The organism is Nostoc sp. (genome assembly GCF_036916575.1).
Taxonomy (GTDB): domain Bacteria; phylum Cyanobacteriota; class Cyanobacteriia; order Cyanobacteriales; family Nostocaceae; genus Nostoc.
On sequence record NZ_JBALGC010000094.1, the window covers coordinates 15188 to 31761 of the forward strand.

Here is a 16574-nt window from a genome sequence, read left to right on the forward strand (position 1 = left end):
GGAACTAGGGATTGAGAAGTTTAAGGTTCTGAGCTTCATTAATGAGTCTTTGAGCTAGATGAACAAGTCTCTAATTCCCCTTGTACAGCGGGCGCGTAAATAGCGCAAAGTCAAGCCAGTCCGTTGGTGGGGTTCCCCTACTTAAAGGAACTGGCGCGTTGAGCGGCAGTTCCCGCCGCTGGCGTAGCCCGCCTTCTCTACGAAACGCACTCGCGTTCGGCATCAGTTAGCGCAGCGTAAAGCCTACGGCATAGCTTCTCTTCGAGACGCTCTTGCGTTCGCTTAGAGCGACGCAGGAGCGTCACTTTGCAAGACAAGTAACCATTTAAAATGGCGCAAAAGCCCGGAATATAATTCTTTTGACTTTTGACTTTTGACTTTTAACTTTTGCCTTGCGGTACTAGTCCCCAGTCCCCTATTTTGTCAACTGTTCAGAAAATATCACCTTTTGGTAGTAATCTTGTAACTGCCTAGTGGCAGCTGCCCAACCCCAACTTTCTGCTTCCCGGCGAGCATTTTGACGGATGATGTCTCGTTGTTGTTTTTGTTCTAAGAGGCGAATAGTAGCAGCGATGGCTCCTTGAACATCTGCTGTTGGCTCAAAAAGATATCCATTTACCCCATCTGTGACAATATCCGGAATCCCCCCCGAACGGGCTGCCACCACCGGACAGCCAGCTGCCATTGCTTCTAGTAGTACTAAGCCTAGTGTTTCTGTACGGGAAGGAAAGATAAAGGCATCAACACTCGCAAAGGCAGAACCTAACTCTTGCCCCATGAGATACCCAACAAAATAAGTGTTTGTTCCAGCAAAGTATTTTTGCAATGCTTGACGATGGGGACCATCCCCAACTAATGCCAATCGCGCTTGGGGAATTGCCTCTAAAATTGGTTTAATGCGCTCAATTTCTTTTTCAGCAGAAAGCCGCCCAACGTAAAGTAGCAATGGACTTTCTGGATGATTTTGTGATAAGCGCGATCGCATCTCTACACTAGCTAAATCGGGGTGAAATAATTCCGTATCCACCCCGCGCTGCCATAAATCTACACGTTCAATACCATGTGCTGTGAGTTCTTCTATCATCACTGTGGAGGTACACAGATTTAAAGTTGCTTGATTATGAGCGCCTTTGAGCAGTTCCCAAAGAAACCCTTCCAGCATCCCCAACCCGTAATGCTGGAGATATTGGGGTAAATGCGTATGATAAGAAGCCACTAAGGGTATTTTGAGGATTTTGCTATAAAATATCCCAGCTAAACCTAAAACTGCTGGATTCACGACATGAATAATATCTGGCTTGAACTCTTCTAAGGCGTACCCAATGGCTGGGCGGGGAAGTGCCATTTTCAATTCTGGATACAATGGCAGAGGAAAGCCTGTAACGCCGTAAACTTTAGCGCCTTTGTATTCAGTGATGCCTCCATCAGGGGCAATTACCAGTACTTGATTACCATTGCGCTGTAGATGGTCAACGGTATGGCGTAGACGCGTCACAATGCCGTCAACCTTGGGCAAGAAGGTTTCGGTGAATAGGGCAATTCTCATATAAAACTATTCAGTCCAGGCAGATAATCTCAGCTTTTTTTGTATTTCGGTATCAAACACAGAGTAAACTGTCTCTCGTGGTGTAATCAATTCTGCACAGTCAGATTTAATGTTTTGCCGCTGTTTTTGTACAAAGTCCGAGATGTCCTCAATGTTCACAATCCAATCTTTGGCGTAAGCAGCTAACACTTCACCACGTAACCCTAACTGAATAGCGCGTCGTTCTAATTTTGTCCCATTTGGGTGGTGGTCTGGGTCCCATTGTAGACGGACTTGTGATTGCTTCAATGCTCTTTGCCATGTACTTTGATTGGCATAAAGTTCTGGAACATAGGTGGAATGAACAGCCGCCGCTAAAATTTCATCAAAAGCCGAGCGCTTAATCCAAATAGCTAACACTACCTCTTGCCCATTTTTTGCACCCCATCCAGAACGATACATCATCCAGAGGAAGTTAGGTTTTATCCAACTCATACGGTCAAAACTGAACTCATCACCAAAATAACCGTAGGTGGCAGCAAAGTTACCAATAGCTGGACGATATGCCTGATAAACAACAATTGAATGGTCGTCATATTGTGCTAATATATAACGACCATTTTTAGGCCAATTACTGACTTGAGTTAAATAAGGTTCTGTGATCAGCCGCACGCACGGTTTACCCTAATTTCTGTGCCAAGAGACTTTGGGCAGAATTTGTTTGTGATCAACTCGTTTTTGATACTTGATGGCAAAGTTTAACAGAGAATCGAGTAGAGAATCAGAGAGCAAGTGAGGCTGTAAACCTAAATCGAGCAATTTAGTGTTTTTAGCGTTGAAGTAATGTTCTTCTTTCTCGACTCTGGGATTATCTAGGTGATTGATATCTACATTCAATCCCATAGCGTTACCAGCTTTTTTCACCATCAATGCCAAGTCGCCGACGCTGAATTGTTCGGTAAATTGGTTAAATACGCGGAATTCACCAGCCTCAGCAGGGTTAGCGATCGCTAATTCCACACATCGGACTGTATCCCGAATATCCAAAAATCCGCGAGTTTGTCCGCCTTTACCGTAGACGGTTAGGGGGTGTCCAATAGCTGCTTGAATACAGAAACGGTTCAGTGCTGTACCAAACACACCATCGTAATCCAGCCGATTAATCAATAGTTCGTCCATCCCCGTTTCTTCGGTTAAGACGCCATAAACTACACCCTGATTTAAATCTGTTGCCCGCAATCCCCAAATCCGGCAAGCAAAGTGGATGTTATGACTGTCATGGACTTTGCTTAAATGGTACATTGAACCAGGCTGCTTGGGATAAGGTAGGGTATCCTTGCGTCCATTGTGTTCAATGGTGATGTACCCTTCTTCTATGTCGATGTTAGGTGTACCATATTCACCCATCGTCCCCAGTTTGACCAAATGACAGTCTGGGAAATCTTCCCGCATGGCGTACAGTAAATTCAACGTACCAACTACGTTATTGACCTGGGTAAGAACTGCATGTTCGCGGTCAATCATCGAAAATGGAGCCGAACGTTGTTCACCATAATGCACCAGGGCATTTGGCTGAAATTGCTGTAATGTTTTATTGAGAAACTCGTAATTAGTAATATCGCCGATGAACAAGTCGATAGATTTACCAGTCAAATCTTGCCAGCGCTGGAGGCGTTGCTGAATTAGTGCGATCGGAGTGAGAGTTTCGACACCAAGTTCATTATCCCAATGCCGCCGCACCAAACTATCTAAAATTCCAACTTCATAACCTCGATTGGAAAGGTAAAGAGCAGTTGCCCAACCGCAATATCCATCACCACCAATAACCAGGACTTTCATCTTCACCAGTTTTTACTTGCTGATAGCTAAATCTATCAGGTTTGTGTCCCCTCTCAATCATCATTCTGAGGGAGATGTAGATTTAGAGAGAAGAAGCAGCGGGAAATGAGGCAAGATGAGAGGTATTCTCCTAACTTCTGTACAGACGCGATTAATCGCGTCTCTACTCATTCCTAACTGCTAACTCAGGGCTTGGAAATCCGATACTGCTGGGCAATGTAATAAAACAAACGATAATAATCTTGAAATTCTTGGCTGTTGCTTCGTCCCTGCCAGCAGTATTTTACTTGACTCTGAATTAGTGTCAGTGTCATCGAACCTACTCGTTGATCAACTTCTACAACCAGCACCCCAGATACTCCTTGGGCAGTCTGAAAGTTGGATTTTATCTTTTTTACTGGCTCTTGCTCTGTAACAATCGAATTTGGTAGCTGCTGACTTGCCCACCCTCGAATTTCCACCGTTTTGTTCTGGGGTGAAGTAAACGCAATTCCATCATCATTTTCTGGGGCTACTAAAGAAGTCCAGTTACTGGGGTATGGAAATTCAAAGCCATAACGGGAGTTGCTATAAGTTTTCCATGCGATCGCTCTGGCGTTAAAATTATTTGCAGTACAACCCCACAGGATTATTAACAGGGCAATGATCCCGCTAACGCTGGCGGCAAACCGATAAATTCTTTGCTCTAAACTACAGGTTTTATTAGCAGTACCCATTTACATTACACATTTTGCCAAAGTCACTGATTTTATAGAAATACTAGAAACTCAGATCAATACCTTCGCCAATTTACGAGTTATTCCCGAATCCGTAAACTGCTGAATAAACTCCACCAAAAGAGCGCTCATTAAAAATTCAATAATATTCAGGATATTTACCATTCTCTTTTAATTTCTCAGTAGATAAATTTATATAAAGTGCTTTATCACACAAATTATGTACAGTGCATCTCAGACAGCCAAGGTAAGTTTGGAGCTTTTTCACTTCCAAACCAACACATCTTTGCAATCTCCATCAAATCTTTCTGTAATTTGCGTCGGTAAGCCAAACGACCAAAAACCACCAAATATTGATATTTCTGGCTTACCAGATTCGGATGTGGTATCTCGCATCCACGCGCAAATTTGGGTGAATGGGGATGAATACCATATCACGGATTTGGGCAGTTCTAATGGCACGTATGTTAACGGTGCGAAACTTCAACCTCAAGTTTTTTTTCCACTGCATCTAGGAGATAGAATTTCCTTTGGACAGGGAGACAAAATAACTTTCATGTTTAGGGTGCAGCAGCACTCTGCATCTGCCACAAAAAATCCTACACCAAACTTTGCACCAACAAAAATTACAGCACCTACCACTAGTAAAGAAGATGAAGATCAAGTAATCCTTGCCAGTAAGCTTATTGGTTTAGGACTAATCCTAGCAGGCATTACATTTTTAAGTACAAGTATTTATGTAAGCCTTTACTTACGCAGCACACCTGGAATTTTGCTGTGTATGGGAGGTGTAGTAGCTCTAAATTGGGGTGGGCGCGATAATCGGAAACTGGGATGGGTGTTGATTGGGATAGGAATCGCTCTGTTTATTGCCAGTGGTGTTGTAATCGGCTCAGTGTCACTTTTTTCTATGCTAGTGTCATTCGCTGCCATCACCTGTGGATATCAGTTGTTTACAACTGGAAAGGTGTTTAACTTTAATCCGCTTACGCTCCAAATAATTAAAAAATAGGCCAAGTCAGCCAATCATTGCTTCATCGCTAATTCCCGTTCCGGTAAAAATCTCGGCATGGCTAGTTATCAACAGCATTCTAGTCCGAAATATAAATAAATGTAACGAAACTGCCGTTAAAACGTTTTGCCGTCTTGACAACCAATAAAGAAACCGATAACTTGATAAACATACCCGGGTAAGACCGTTAAAGAGTTATATGCAAACGCAAACTAAGCAAAAGGTCACTTTGTATTTATCGCCAGAGTTGCACAGAAAATTGAAGATCCGTTCAGCAGTCGATTCAGAACCAATGTCAGAACTAGCCGAACGTGCCCTCGTTTTTTACCTGTCTAATTCAGAATTGGTTGACGAGGTAGAAGATTCTTCTTATGGGCGGACTCATAGAGTTTATTCATGCCCAACTTGTGATAGCTCACTAGTCTTACGTGATGGGGAACTGGTTACTTTGGGCAATCAACCAGGAGTAGTTGGTCAAGAGCATCTTTCTATTGATGAAATGGATGAAGATGAAACCCATCCCAAGGGTGAGGAAGAGTTAGTTCCTTGCTAGATAGATAGGAATTATGAATTATTTATTCATGATTCGGTTATCTTTACCAGAAGCAATGTCTCTACTGTCTCTATAAGGTCTCAAGTAGGTCGATGTATGAAAGAAGAGCTCAATATCCTAATTCAAGCTCAATACCCTTTAATCTACCTTGTGACCTCCGAGGAAGAGCGGGCTGAGCAAGCAGTTTCCACGATCGCTCAGTTGTTAAAGCCCCAGCGTCGGGTGTTTGTTTGGACAGTAACACACGGGATTGTGGAATATGGTCAACCCCGGAATGTCACCCAACACAACACTGTGTCTCCAGAGGCAGCGATTGAGTGGATAATTCGGCAGAAAGAACCTAGTATATTTATTCTTAAAGATTTACATCCATTTATAGATGCACCTGCAACAAACAGATCGTTGCGCGATGCGATCGCTAGTTTCAAAGGTACGCAAAAGAATATCGTTTTGATGTCGCCGATGCAGCAAGTACCTATAGAACTAGAAAAGGAAGTTGTAGTTCTCGATTTTCGCCTGCCAGATATGGCTGAGTTGAATAAAGTATTGACTTATCATATAGACCAAAATCGTGGTCGGCGGCTGACAACAGAAGCGCGAGAAAAGCTTCTCAGAGCAGCTTTGGGTCTAACTAAAGATGAAGCTGAAAAAGTCTACCGCAAGGCGCAGGTAACTACAGGGCGTTTGACGGAAGATGAAGTAGATATAGTTTTATCTGAGAAAAAGCAACTAATTCGGCGCAATGGGATCTTAGAATACATTGAAGAAGATGAAACCATTGATGCTGTAGGTGGCTTAGAAGAGTTAAAAAGATGGCTCAAGCAACGTTCTAACGCTTTTACAGAAAGAGCGAGAGAATATGGTTTGCCTCAACCAAAGGGAATGTTAATTCTCGGAGTTCCCGGTTGCGGTAAGTCATTAATTGCCAAAACTACTTCCCGACTGTGGGGTTTACCACTGTTGCGGTTGGATATGGGGCGAGTCTACGACGGCTCAATGGTGGGACGAAGTGAGGCAAATCTGCGGAACGCCCTGAAAACAGCAGAATCTATTTCCCCGGCGATTTTGTTTATCGATGAATTGGATAAATCCTTTGCTGGTAGTGGAGGTTCCTCCGATTCTGATGGGGGGACTTCAAGTAGAATTTTCGGTTCTTTCCTCACATGGATGCAAGATAAGAAATCACCAGTGTTTGTGATGGCAACCGCCAACAGAGTAGAACGCTTACCTGGCGAGTTTTTGAGGAAAGGACGCTTTGATGAGATTTTCTTTGTCGATCTGCCAACACCAGAAGAACGGCAGCAGATTTTTAATATTCACCTGACCAAACGCCGTGAAGACATCTCTCGATTTGATCTTGAGCAACTAGCCAAGATGTCTGATGGCTTTTCTGGGGCAGAAATTGAGCAAGCGATCGTTGCGGCAATGTATGAAGCTTTTGCCCAAGATCGGGAGTTCACCCAACTAGATATTATTGCTGCACTGAAGGCAACTTTGCCGCTGTCTCGAACGATGCAAGAACAAGTAACGGCTCTGAGAGATTGGGCCAGACAGCGCGCCCGCCCTGCAGCATCCTCCGTAGCTGAATATCAGCGAATGGAGTTCTAAAAGCTTTCCTCTGCCATCCCAGGGGGAAAGGCTAGCTCTTAATGCTAGCAGTTATAAGAAAAGCCGCATCCTGTTAAGCGCGGCTTCGCTCAAAACAAACCGTTGTCGTTTTTCTCAATCTTCTCATTGGAGGAAACCCCAAATGTCTCACTTTAGCACCCTGCGTACCAAAATCACCGATGCCGAAATCCTCAAGGCTTCCTTGCGCGACCTCGGTATCAGCGTAAAGACTGAAGCTGATGTCCGTGGTTATAACGGTCAGCGTGTCCGTTCCGACATCGTTGCTATGTTGGAAGGTGAATATGACCTCGGCTGGTCTCGCAACAGCGATGGTTCTTTTGACCTAATCGCTGACCTGTGGGGAGTTGCTAAGAAGCACAACCAAACCGAGTTGATCAACTCCATCAACCAAAAGTATGCCGTTAACAAAACTTTGGCTGAAGTAAAACAACGCGGTCTGCAAAACGCCAATGTGAAGTTGGTATTGCAATAACAATTTCTCTGCGCGTTCCCAAAGCTGCACGGGTTAACCATATAAATAGCGGTTAACCCGCTTTTTTATCGGGACTGAGAAATAAATCTCAGTCCCGATTTTTTTTATTAAGCTAGTCCAGTTTTGAATATACTATCTGCTAGTAAGAGGCAGCAGGTGGTACTGACGATGAGGAGAATCTGTGGCTTGCCTGTACGGTTATGCAATGCCTAGCGCAAGGACTGTTTTTTGCAGAGATGCGAAAGTTTATTGTTTCTTATATTTGGAGATTTGGGCGTTGCAGGAATTGCGATCGCAGCCTGCACTAGTGCAATGACAGGGGCTGCAATTGGTAAATCTGTTGGTTCATATCAAATAGTTCTTGAAAAAGTCAATGTTAAGTAGCTGGACAAAAATATTTACAGTCATTGCCAGCCGAGCGTACTCCGTAGGAGTACGCTTCATTCGCAATGACACTGTGTAATTAATTTTGTCTAACTACTTAGTAAAGTATTTCTAGTTTAGAAATACTGGTATTAAACAATCCGATTGACAATTGTCCACACTTCCCCATCTGATCGGACATAAGGAACGGAGATTGTCTTGAACCCAGTAATGAAGGGCTTGTAATAAATTCGCCAATACATTGGACTCAGTTCATTGGCACAAGCCTTCAGGAAACGGACTTCTGCCGCCAATTCCCCAGCCAGCTGATTAATGCGTTGAGCATGAACCTGAGCGACTTCTTTAGCTTCCTCTAGCTGCTGCTGTTGGGTAAGTTGTTTTGATTCAACTTGCCAACGCACTAACTTACCTTGTTTTTGTTTTATCTGGACTTCTAAGGCTGCGATCGCCGCATCTATGCCCTGGAGTTCAACTGATAATTGGGCATTTTCCCTGGCTTGACGGCGGTACGCTTCAACCATTGCCTGGGGTGAATCATTATCAGCAGAGATTACATTATTAATAGTGAGTGCAGCGCGTTCTTCTAGGAGAATCTGAATTTGAGAGTTAAGCGCCGCCATTTCAGCCTGAATTTGCTCCATAAATCGAGTTTTAAGTGCTGAGTAAAATAGTGATCTGATTTGTTAAAAGCTTTTTGCACCTTGGGTATCGAGAGAAAGTGATCGCACATAGGCTGTAATTCCTTCTTCTTGCCAAGCAGCTAACATCGCCGCCTCCACAGCCTTTGAGTGTAACTTATCCGCCAAAGCTAACAGTGTCGGTCCTGCACCACTAATCACCATACCATAAGCACCAGCACTAACAGCTGCGATGTTGACAACATCATAACCACGAATCAAAGCTTTGCGATAGGGCTGATGCAACTTATCTTGCAAAGCTGTCTTTAACCATTGTCCGTTACCAGTTTCCAAGCCGCGCAACAATAACCCCAAATGTGCTGTATTGAAAATCGCATCGGCGCGACTCACCTGAGTTGGAAGAACGCCCCGCGCTTCCTTGGTGGAAAGTTCAAAATTAGGAATAGCCACAATTGGTACAACATCTTTATGCCAGGGAACATCACAAATTTCCCAACCTGCGCCACTGGTAGCAGCGAGACGACATCCTCCTAACAAAGCTGGAACTACATTATCAGGATGTCCTTCGATTGCGATCGCTAACTCCATTACCTGTGACTGACTTATAGGCGCACCCTCAAGTTGATTAGCAGCAACCAAGCCACCAACAATTGCTGTCGCCGAACTACCCAAACCCCTCGCCAACGGGACACCTAATTTAATCTCTATTTTCACAGTCGGCGGTGTCTGCTCTATATGTTGATAGAACTTGACAAACGCTTGATAGAGGAGATTACTTTCATCAGTTTGGACTCGTTGGGCTTCCGTACCAGTGACATGAATAGTTAGCCCACCTTCTTGGCGAGTGAACTTGAACTCGTTGTACAGTTTTAATGCTACACCGATGCAATCAAAACCAGGCCCCAAATTAGCAGTTGTGGCCGGAACGGTAACAGTGACACCAGAAACAACAGACATTGGCAAAACTTACTAATCATCAACCAGCATCCCATGTATTGGTAGCAGTTTGGGGCGAGTTTTTGAGCGCTGCTGGGGATACTTTGATTTACTGTTCCTTAATCCATCCTCCGAACCTTGAGTTTCAGTGCTTGCCATTTTTATCAGGCAGCACAGGGATGAGCAAGGCAGCAACGAATGGCAGCAAAACAATCGCAGTAAGCCAGGGAAATTGATCCGCTATCATATATATGAGAAAAAATACTTATTTGCCAATTATGTCATTCTACTAAAGTTTGTAACGATTTATTCATAAAATGTTCTCTCAGATAACCGCTTTGATCAAAAAACAATTATGAACAAGCACTTCGTTAGCGCAGCATCGATTTAAAAAGTTGCAGTTTTGAGGTGGATAGTTCAGTACCTGCTTTCAAAGAATTAAAAATTACTGTGGAAATTGCAATGTGAGTAGGTGAACTACTCACTCACGGTACTAATCCAGCACGCAAAGCACGGACAGCAGCCTGTGTACGGTCAGCAACACAGAGTTTATTGAGAATACCTCGAACATGAGTTTTTACAGTACCGACTGTTAGATAGAGTCTTTTAGCAATTTCTGCATTGTCACACCCAGCGACAATCAATTCTAAAACATCCATCTCCCGTTGAGTTAAAGGATAGCTGACTATACTTTTCTCAACATCTGGGTCAATACCTTCAATCAAGACTCTTTTTCCAGATGCCCCTCTGCTACCATCAGGGAAATCTTGACGTATTTGCTGTAGTATAAGGTCTGCGATCGCTGGATCGATCCATGAACTACCTGCATAGGTCGTTCGCACAGCCTCCACTAGTTTCTCAGTTTCGATATCCTTCATGCAATAAGAATCTGCACCTGCTGCAAAAGCTGCTAAAACTGCCTGTTCACTATTCTGCATCGTTAAAATTAGCAGCTTTGTAGTATAATCTTCATTCTCTGCTTGATATTGCCTAAATGTGCGTGTTAGCTCAATACCATCCATGTCAGGCAAACCAATGTCAATAGTAGCAACATCAGGCTTGAGGGTTTTCAGAAGCTTGATGCCGTCGGCTGCATTGGCTGCTTCACCAACAATGTTTAAATCTGGCTGGGTTTGCAAGGCAGCCCGTAAACCGATTCTCGTAAGGTTGTGATCTTCAATCACGAGGATCTTGATTTCACTCATAGTTGCTTAACTTTACTGTTATCTATCTAAAGTACAGATTAAAATAATCTCGTTCTTGTATTCGGTATCTTATACAAAAAACAATGTATTTGGTATTGTTGCTTGAACTTCATCCACCATTAGACATAAATAACCTGATATTATAAGTTTTTCTAAAGCAATAGTTTCGATATGACAATATAATTCAATCAAAAAATATTTTTATACATTCACCTGAGGATAGATGTTTTATGGTAAAAATTTTTCGTTCAAAATCCGCTAGCAAGCAAAAGTGGGTGACTATTAAATAGTTGCCTTCGTAGTAGCTAGGATGATCTACACAAAATGGATTAAACTACCTCACCCTAGCACCCAAATATAGATATTGGTTGGATAATCAGACGGCTAAGATAGTTGAAAAAATGTTATTTAATTCAATACCTTCGCCAATTTTTTAGAATGCCCGCAGAATGCGGGTTTTGGGCTATGGGTTGAAACCTGAATTCAAAAGCCTGAAACCCTTACTGTCTAAGTAATTTAGCTTTTTGGTCTAGCTCTAAACCTCTAATTTTGGCGAAGGTATTGTTAATTAAGATATTTTTGAATAAATTAAGTGTAATTACTTACAAAAGTTAAGATATTTAATTCAGTAAACTTTAAAGGAAAATATGACTCATTAATACTCTCAGCGCTGGTAAAGTAAGCTATTACTAGATTTGCTAGGAATAGCCAAGCACTTCTTTTTGTATTTAGCCATGTCTTTAACTAAAACTGTCAAAAAAGATAAAATTCTCGTTGTCGATGATGTTTTTGACAATTTACTGGTCTTAGAAGCAGTCCTAGAAGATAAGGACTATGAGATTGACTTGGTGGAAGATAGCAAAATTGCTCTGGCTATGGTTGAGCAGTCACCGCCAGATTTAATTCTCTTAGATGTGATGATGCCAGAGATAGATGGCTATGAATTTACTCGACGTGTCCGACGGAATCAAGCGTTGCCATTTATCCCCATTCTGCTGCTCACGGCTCACTATGAGTCTAGCGTTGTTGAAGGACTCGATGCTGGTGCAGATGACTTCATTCGTAAACCATTCGATCCAGATGAACTACATGCACGAGTGCGATCGCTCCTGCGCCTCAAACATAGTATCGACGAACGAGATCAGATGGCTAACCTACGGGCAGATTTTGTCTCCCGTTTTACTCACGATTTACGCATACCACTGGTAGCCTCCAACCGCGTATTAAAATTATTGCTGGAAGGCAGGTTTTGCGAAGTTTCACCACAATTGCAAGAAATAATTGATACCATGATTGGCAGTAATCAAGACCTGCTGGAAATGGTAAATACCTTGCTAGAAGTTTATCGCCATGAAGCGGGCTGTAAAACCTTAAAAATTTTTCCCTGCAATATTCAGGAATTAGTTAGTGAAGTTTCCCAGGAATTAACTCCCTTAGCTGAAGAAAAAGGATTAGCTGTAAATATTGATATAGGTGAAACTGCAAGCACTATCATGGGCGATCGCGTAGAACTGCGGCGGGTATTGACAAATATTATCGGCAATGCTATCAAATTTACAGACAAAGGTTCTGTAGGTATTCACTGCTATCTTACTCCAGTAGCTGTGACTATTGATATCCAAGATACAGGGCCAGGAATTTCTAAACAAGACCAGGCAATATTATTCGAGCGATTTCGTCAAGGTAAACACCAGCGTTCTGGTAGTGGTTTGGGACTATATCTATCTCGCTGTATTATCGAAGCACATCAAGGCACAATTGATGTGACATCTGAACCAGGGCAGGGTAGTACATTTACTATACGTCTACCTGTAGCTGAGGAAAACTAAAAGTAGGCAGACAAAAAATTATTGGTATAGTGCTACCCTTACAAAGCCGCTGTAGATATCTACTTTTTGTGATAATTAGAATTACTGTGCTATTTATTCAGCAATAACTTCTTTTTATATAAAACTAGTAATCCAACAAAACCTAATCCTAACAAAGCTGAAGGTTCTGGGACAGAAATGTTTTGTGCTGTCAAGCTGGTTTCATAAGAAATAGTCAGATTCCTGTTAGATGGAAGTGAGTAGCTAGCTTCAATAGGTTGCTCTAGCCCGTTTTGAGTAATGGGTATGGAAAAAGTGCCATCTAAGTTTTTTGCTACTACTTGACCAAAATATTCTACTGTAACATTATCATTAATTGGTTTCCCTTCAGATAATACCCGAACTAGTAAGTTTCCACCTGGAGTAACAGCCAAAGGGTTTTGTAAAGGTAGAATTTCTAATGGCAAATTGAATGGTTTGGCTAAAGTATCAGACCAATCATAAAAAGCCTTGGTGTATTTAAGGTAATGACCGACATTATTATACTTAGGAATTTCCTGTTCTGTGATGCGGAGATATTGATCATTAGATAATCTGGCAAAATAGCCATTATCAAAAAAACCTTGGATAGCTGCCACATTATTATCAGCAGTTAGAGATAAAGCATCTTGTTTTTGATTGAGGTTAAAAGGAAGAATTTGTTTATCATTATCATAAACTATTGCTTGTTTTAATCTAGAGGTTTCATAAGGTTATGGCCCCTCTTATGGATGTCCAAACAAAATATTATATTCGCTATTTTTGTAATCAAACCAGACAATATGTGCTGATGCTGGTTGGATAAAGCATGGCAAAATAGCAGCTGCTATGAGCAGCGTTTTAATTTTTGGCAGAAACATTTTAACTCCCCTGATTACTTAGTTTAATTCATTACTTACGTTTTTAGAAGACCACATTTTTTTCTCCTGAGCAATCCCCCCAATAGGGATAAGTTTTTAATATTTAGATTTTATTAAGATTATGGGATTGGTGGTAATGCGGCATATTTGTGCGTTCGGCGCTTCTCTGCGAGACCTCTGCAAACGCCGTAGCACTTCGCTATCATGATTTCATGGTTGAGGGATTAGCGCCCGATGCACTTCAGCAAGAGAGGTTTATTAAAAATCTGCGTTTCGGATTTTTTTGCAACCTGTTATATAAGAATAGCTTGAGCGATTTTCCCATGATCGGAATCTTTACCGAGATGGTTCAAAATACTTTCGTGTTTAATCACTAAATGAGGTTAGTCACATGTCTGAACTTACGGATGAACTTCAATATATTTTGAATTGGTTAGAATCTACCAATCTTGAATTTTTTGACTGCTACAATCCAGGTTTAACTCGCCAGCAGATTGACGAAATTACTAAGGATTTACCATTCAGGTTATCCGAAGAAGTATACGAACTTTATCAATGGCGCAATGGAACCGCCGATCTTGGTTATAACAATGGCTATCTCCCACTCTATTTTTTGTTTCCTGAGCAATTAAGAGCCGATGTTATTTGTTGTTTTCGTTCTTTACAAGATTCAGTTTATATTTACACAACTATAGGAGAAGCTACTAACTATGATGATGCATATTGGAACCAAAAATGGTTTCCTATTGCTGCGTATGAAAATAAAAGAATGCTTTATGTAGTTGGCGATCTCGATCCATCTCCGGTTTATCTTTGGGATGTTGGTTGCCTTGATGATTCAGTAAGAATATATAAAAATCTCATCAGTATGATATCTGTAATTGCGGAGTGCTGTGAGTTTGGTTTATATCAACTTATACCAGATAAAGACGGAGAAGAAGATGACATGATAATCCGAATAGATGAAGAAAAGCTGCAACTTGAAAAAGAGATATATCTAAAATATAACTCCTAATTACAGAGAATCTGAAACTGGGAAGAACAAGTTGCTTCCTTAGAGAAGCTGTAGTATTTGAATATTAATAAAAAAAGAGCTTGAAGAAAAACAATATAGACAATGAAGTACTTATTTATAGTTTGGATGCTTATTCTCTCTTTACTCGCTCCTAATGCGGCGATAGCTCAAGCAAGACAGCCCTATACTTTAATATCTGGACTTGGCACAATCCACCATCCAGTTTCCACTGCTAATCCCCAAGCGCAAGAGTTTTTCGATCAGGGATTAAATTTAATTTATGCTTTCAATCATGATGAGGCGGTGCGTTCTTTTCAATATGCTGCCAAACTTGATCCGCATTTGGCGATCGCATATTGGGGTATTGCTCTGGCTCTGGGGCCCAATATTAACTTAGAAATAGACCCCAACCGGGAATTAGCAGCTTATCAAGCGATACAGCAAGCTTTGGTACTTTCAACTCAAGCATCTACCCAAGAACAAGACTACATTACTGCCTTGGCAAAACGTTACTCCCAAGATCCCGATGCAGACTTGTATCAACTAGCGCTTTACTATGCAAAAGCAATGGCAACCCTAGTCAAGCGCTATCCTGATGATTTGGATGCGGCGACGCTTTACGCTGAAAGCTTGATGGATCTGCATCCTTGGCAGCACTGGACTAAAGATGGCAAGCCACGGGAAGATACAGAAGAGATTGTAGCTGTTTTAGAATCAGTTCTCAAACGGAACCCAAATCATCCGGGAGCTAATCATTACTATATCCATGCACTGGAAGCTTCACCTTCCCCAGAACGGGCCCTTGTGAGTGCCAAACGACTTCAAACCCTAGCGCCAGGGGCGGGACACTTGGTACATATGTCTTCCCATATTTATTTTCGTGTGGGAGATTATCTAGGGGCAATGCAGGCAAACAAGCAGGCGATCGCTCAAGATGATGCCTACATCAACAAATATCAAGTCCAGGGCACTTACCCCATGATGTACTATAACCACAACGTATATTTCCTTATGGTGGCCAGCAGCATGGCAGGAAGATATGAAGATGCTCTTAAATCCGCAGATAAATTAATCGCAAATGTTACTGCTATTGACCCATATATACCAATGCTTGAGGGATTTCTGGGCAGCAAAATGCTGATTCAGACACGCTTTAGTAACTGGGATGCCATCTTAAAAATTCCTGCCCCCGATGCTAAATTGCCTACTACCACAGCACTCTGGCATTTTGCTCGCGGTATGGCAAAAGCAGCCACAGGCAAACTTGAAGATGCAGCAAGTGAAAGCCGCGCATTACTGGTTGCCAAACAGGTAATTCCCACCGAAGCAACCATTGGATTCAGTCTTGCCAGTCGCATTTTAGACATTGCCTCAAAAGTTCTAGACGCCAAAATTGCTAAAGAAAAGCATAATTATGAATCTGCCATCAAATTACTAGAAAAAGCAGTAGTAGCAGAAGATGCTCTTGATTACCTAGAACCACCAGACTGGTATTTTCCGACGCGGGAATCTTTGGGCAGTGTGCTTTTAGCTAAGGGTGACTATGGAGAGGCTGAGAAAGTCTTTCGTGCTGATTTAAAAAAGTATCCCCATAATGGGCGTTCTCTATTTGGCTTGCAAGCAACTTTACAGGCACAGGGCAAAAATCAGGTCGCTCAAGTTGTCAAAGCCGAATTGGAAACAGCTTGGAAAAGTGATAATAAGCAACTTGACATAGCCAAAATGTATTGAAGAAGAATTTAGAAGCCAGAATTCAGAATTTAGCAATCTTTTAGGGGGAATGAGCGCCCAAAGTCGAGTCAGTCGCAAGGGAAGGGTTCCCTCGATGAGCGACTGCCGTGGGAAAATATGCAACGCAGTAGCTCCCCTTTTCCCAAAGGATAAGACTCGCTCTTGCTGCGCGCTTGCCACCAAAAAGGTCAGGTACGCCATCGCAGTTGCTT

Annotated in this window: 18 protein-coding genes; 9 read left to right on the top strand and 9 right to left on the bottom strand. The window is 42.2% G+C overall.

The genetic code is table 11. The features are described from left to right. Nucleotides 1-70 precede the first annotated feature (70 nt). The 5 genes from V7L29_RS19815 to V7L29_RS19835 form a co-directional block, all read right to left on the bottom strand. Nucleotides 71-223 carry a hypothetical protein gene (locus V7L29_RS19815; RefSeq protein WP_334736580.1) on the bottom strand — a complete coding sequence of 51 codons (153 nt, stop codon included), beginning with the start codon at nt 221-223 and terminating at the stop codon, nt 71-73. Nucleotides 224-415: 192 nt separating this feature from the next. Further along, nucleotides 416-1546 carry a glycosyltransferase family 4 protein gene (locus V7L29_RS19820; protein WP_334693999.1) on the bottom strand — a complete coding sequence of 377 codons (1131 nt, stop codon included), beginning with the start codon at nt 1544-1546 and terminating at the stop codon, nt 416-418. Between the two features lie 6 nt (nt 1547-1552). Then, entirely contained in the window at nt 1553-2197 is a 645-nt protein-coding gene (locus tag V7L29_RS19825) for a DUF4291 domain-containing protein (RefSeq protein WP_334736581.1), read from the bottom strand. Between the two features lie 12 nt (nt 2198-2209). Then, a complete protein-coding gene (locus tag V7L29_RS19830) occupies nt 2210-3364 on the bottom strand; it encodes an NAD-dependent epimerase/dehydratase family protein (RefSeq protein ID WP_334693997.1) in 1155 nt (384 codons plus the stop codon). A gap of 185 nt (nt 3365-3549) precedes the next feature. After that, nucleotides 3550-4080 carry a hypothetical protein gene (locus V7L29_RS19835; RefSeq protein ID WP_334736582.1) on the bottom strand — a complete coding sequence of 177 codons (531 nt, stop codon included), beginning with the start codon at nt 4078-4080 and terminating at the stop codon, nt 3550-3552. A 220-nt stretch (nt 4081-4300) separates the two neighbouring features. Here V7L29_RS19835 and V7L29_RS19840 point away from each other — a divergent pair, with 220 nt between their 5' ends. From V7L29_RS19840 to V7L29_RS19860, 5 genes are all read left to right on the top strand, one after another. Further along, on the top strand, nt 4301-5092 hold the full coding sequence (locus V7L29_RS19840; RefSeq protein ID WP_334736583.1) for an FHA domain-containing protein: 792 nt from the start codon (nt 4301-4303) through the stop codon (nt 5090-5092). Nucleotides 5093-5291: 199 nt separating this feature from the next. Continuing rightward, nucleotides 5292-5645: a hypothetical protein gene (locus tag V7L29_RS19845; RefSeq protein ID WP_334691803.1), complete on the top strand. Its 354-nt coding sequence runs from the start codon at nt 5292-5294 to the stop codon at nt 5643-5645. Nucleotides 5646-5741: 96 nt separating this feature from the next. Beyond that, nucleotides 5742-7253 (top strand): stress-responsive protein Ycf46, encoded by a 1512-nt coding sequence (ycf46, locus tag V7L29_RS19850; protein ID WP_334691804.1) that lies wholly within the window; start codon nt 5742-5744, stop codon nt 7251-7253. Between the two features lie 142 nt (nt 7254-7395). Beyond that, nucleotides 7396-7746 carry a DUF1257 domain-containing protein gene (locus V7L29_RS19855; protein ID WP_017655886.1) on the top strand — a complete coding sequence of 117 codons (351 nt, stop codon included), beginning with the start codon at nt 7396-7398 and terminating at the stop codon, nt 7744-7746. A 249-nt stretch (nt 7747-7995) separates the two neighbouring features. Further along, a complete protein-coding gene (locus tag V7L29_RS19860) occupies nt 7996-8130 on the top strand; it encodes a hypothetical protein (protein WP_334691805.1) in 135 nt (44 codons plus the stop codon). A 131-nt stretch (nt 8131-8261) separates the two neighbouring features. On the opposite strand, the gene V7L29_RS19865 is transcribed toward V7L29_RS19860, so the two are convergent. Both V7L29_RS19865 and thrB read right to left on the bottom strand, forming a co-directional pair. Continuing rightward, entirely contained in the window at nt 8262-8771 is a 510-nt protein-coding gene (locus V7L29_RS19865; RefSeq protein WP_334692953.1) for a hypothetical protein, read from the bottom strand. Nucleotides 8772-8813: 42 nt separating this feature from the next. Further along, nucleotides 8814-9725, bottom strand: coding sequence for a homoserine kinase (gene thrB, locus V7L29_RS19870; protein ID WP_334736584.1), 912 nt, complete (start codon nt 9723-9725; stop codon nt 8814-8816). Here thrB and V7L29_RS19875 point away from each other — a divergent pair. Beyond that, nucleotides 9725-9940: a hypothetical protein gene (locus V7L29_RS19875; protein WP_334736642.1), complete on the top strand. Its 216-nt coding sequence runs from the start codon at nt 9725-9727 to the stop codon at nt 9938-9940. The two genes, thrB and V7L29_RS19875, sit on opposite strands and share 1 nt — an antisense overlap. A 249-nt stretch (nt 9941-10189) precedes the next feature. Here the strand turns inward: V7L29_RS19875 and V7L29_RS19880 are convergent, their stop codons facing one another. Further along, a complete protein-coding gene (locus V7L29_RS19880; protein ID WP_334692951.1) occupies nt 10190-10909 on the bottom strand; it encodes a response regulator transcription factor in 720 nt (239 codons plus the stop codon). A 734-nt stretch (nt 10910-11643) separates the two neighbouring features. Here V7L29_RS19880 and V7L29_RS19885 point away from each other — a divergent pair. Next, nucleotides 11644-12738, top strand: a complete 1095-nt coding sequence (locus V7L29_RS19885) for a hybrid sensor histidine kinase/response regulator (RefSeq protein ID WP_334692950.1) — start codon at nt 11644-11646, stop codon at nt 12736-12738. An 89-nt stretch (nt 12739-12827) separates the two neighbouring features. Here V7L29_RS19885 and V7L29_RS19890 read toward each other — a convergent pair whose 3' ends face one another. After that, nucleotides 12828-13355, bottom strand: a complete 528-nt coding sequence (locus V7L29_RS19890; protein ID WP_334692949.1) for a DUF4198 domain-containing protein — start codon at nt 13353-13355, stop codon at nt 12828-12830. Between the two features lie 652 nt (nt 13356-14007). On the opposite strand from V7L29_RS19890, the gene V7L29_RS19895 reads away from it, so the two are divergent. Together V7L29_RS19895 and V7L29_RS19900 are read left to right on the top strand one after the other, a co-directional pair. Beyond that, nucleotides 14008-14631, top strand: coding sequence for an SMI1/KNR4 family protein (locus V7L29_RS19895; RefSeq protein WP_334736585.1), 624 nt, complete (start codon nt 14008-14010; stop codon nt 14629-14631). A gap of 102 nt (nt 14632-14733) precedes the next feature. After that, a complete protein-coding gene (locus tag V7L29_RS19900) occupies nt 14734-16362 on the top strand; it encodes a tetratricopeptide repeat protein (RefSeq protein ID WP_334736586.1) in 1629 nt (542 codons plus the stop codon). The last annotated feature ends 212 nt before the right edge of the window (nt 16363-16574 follow it).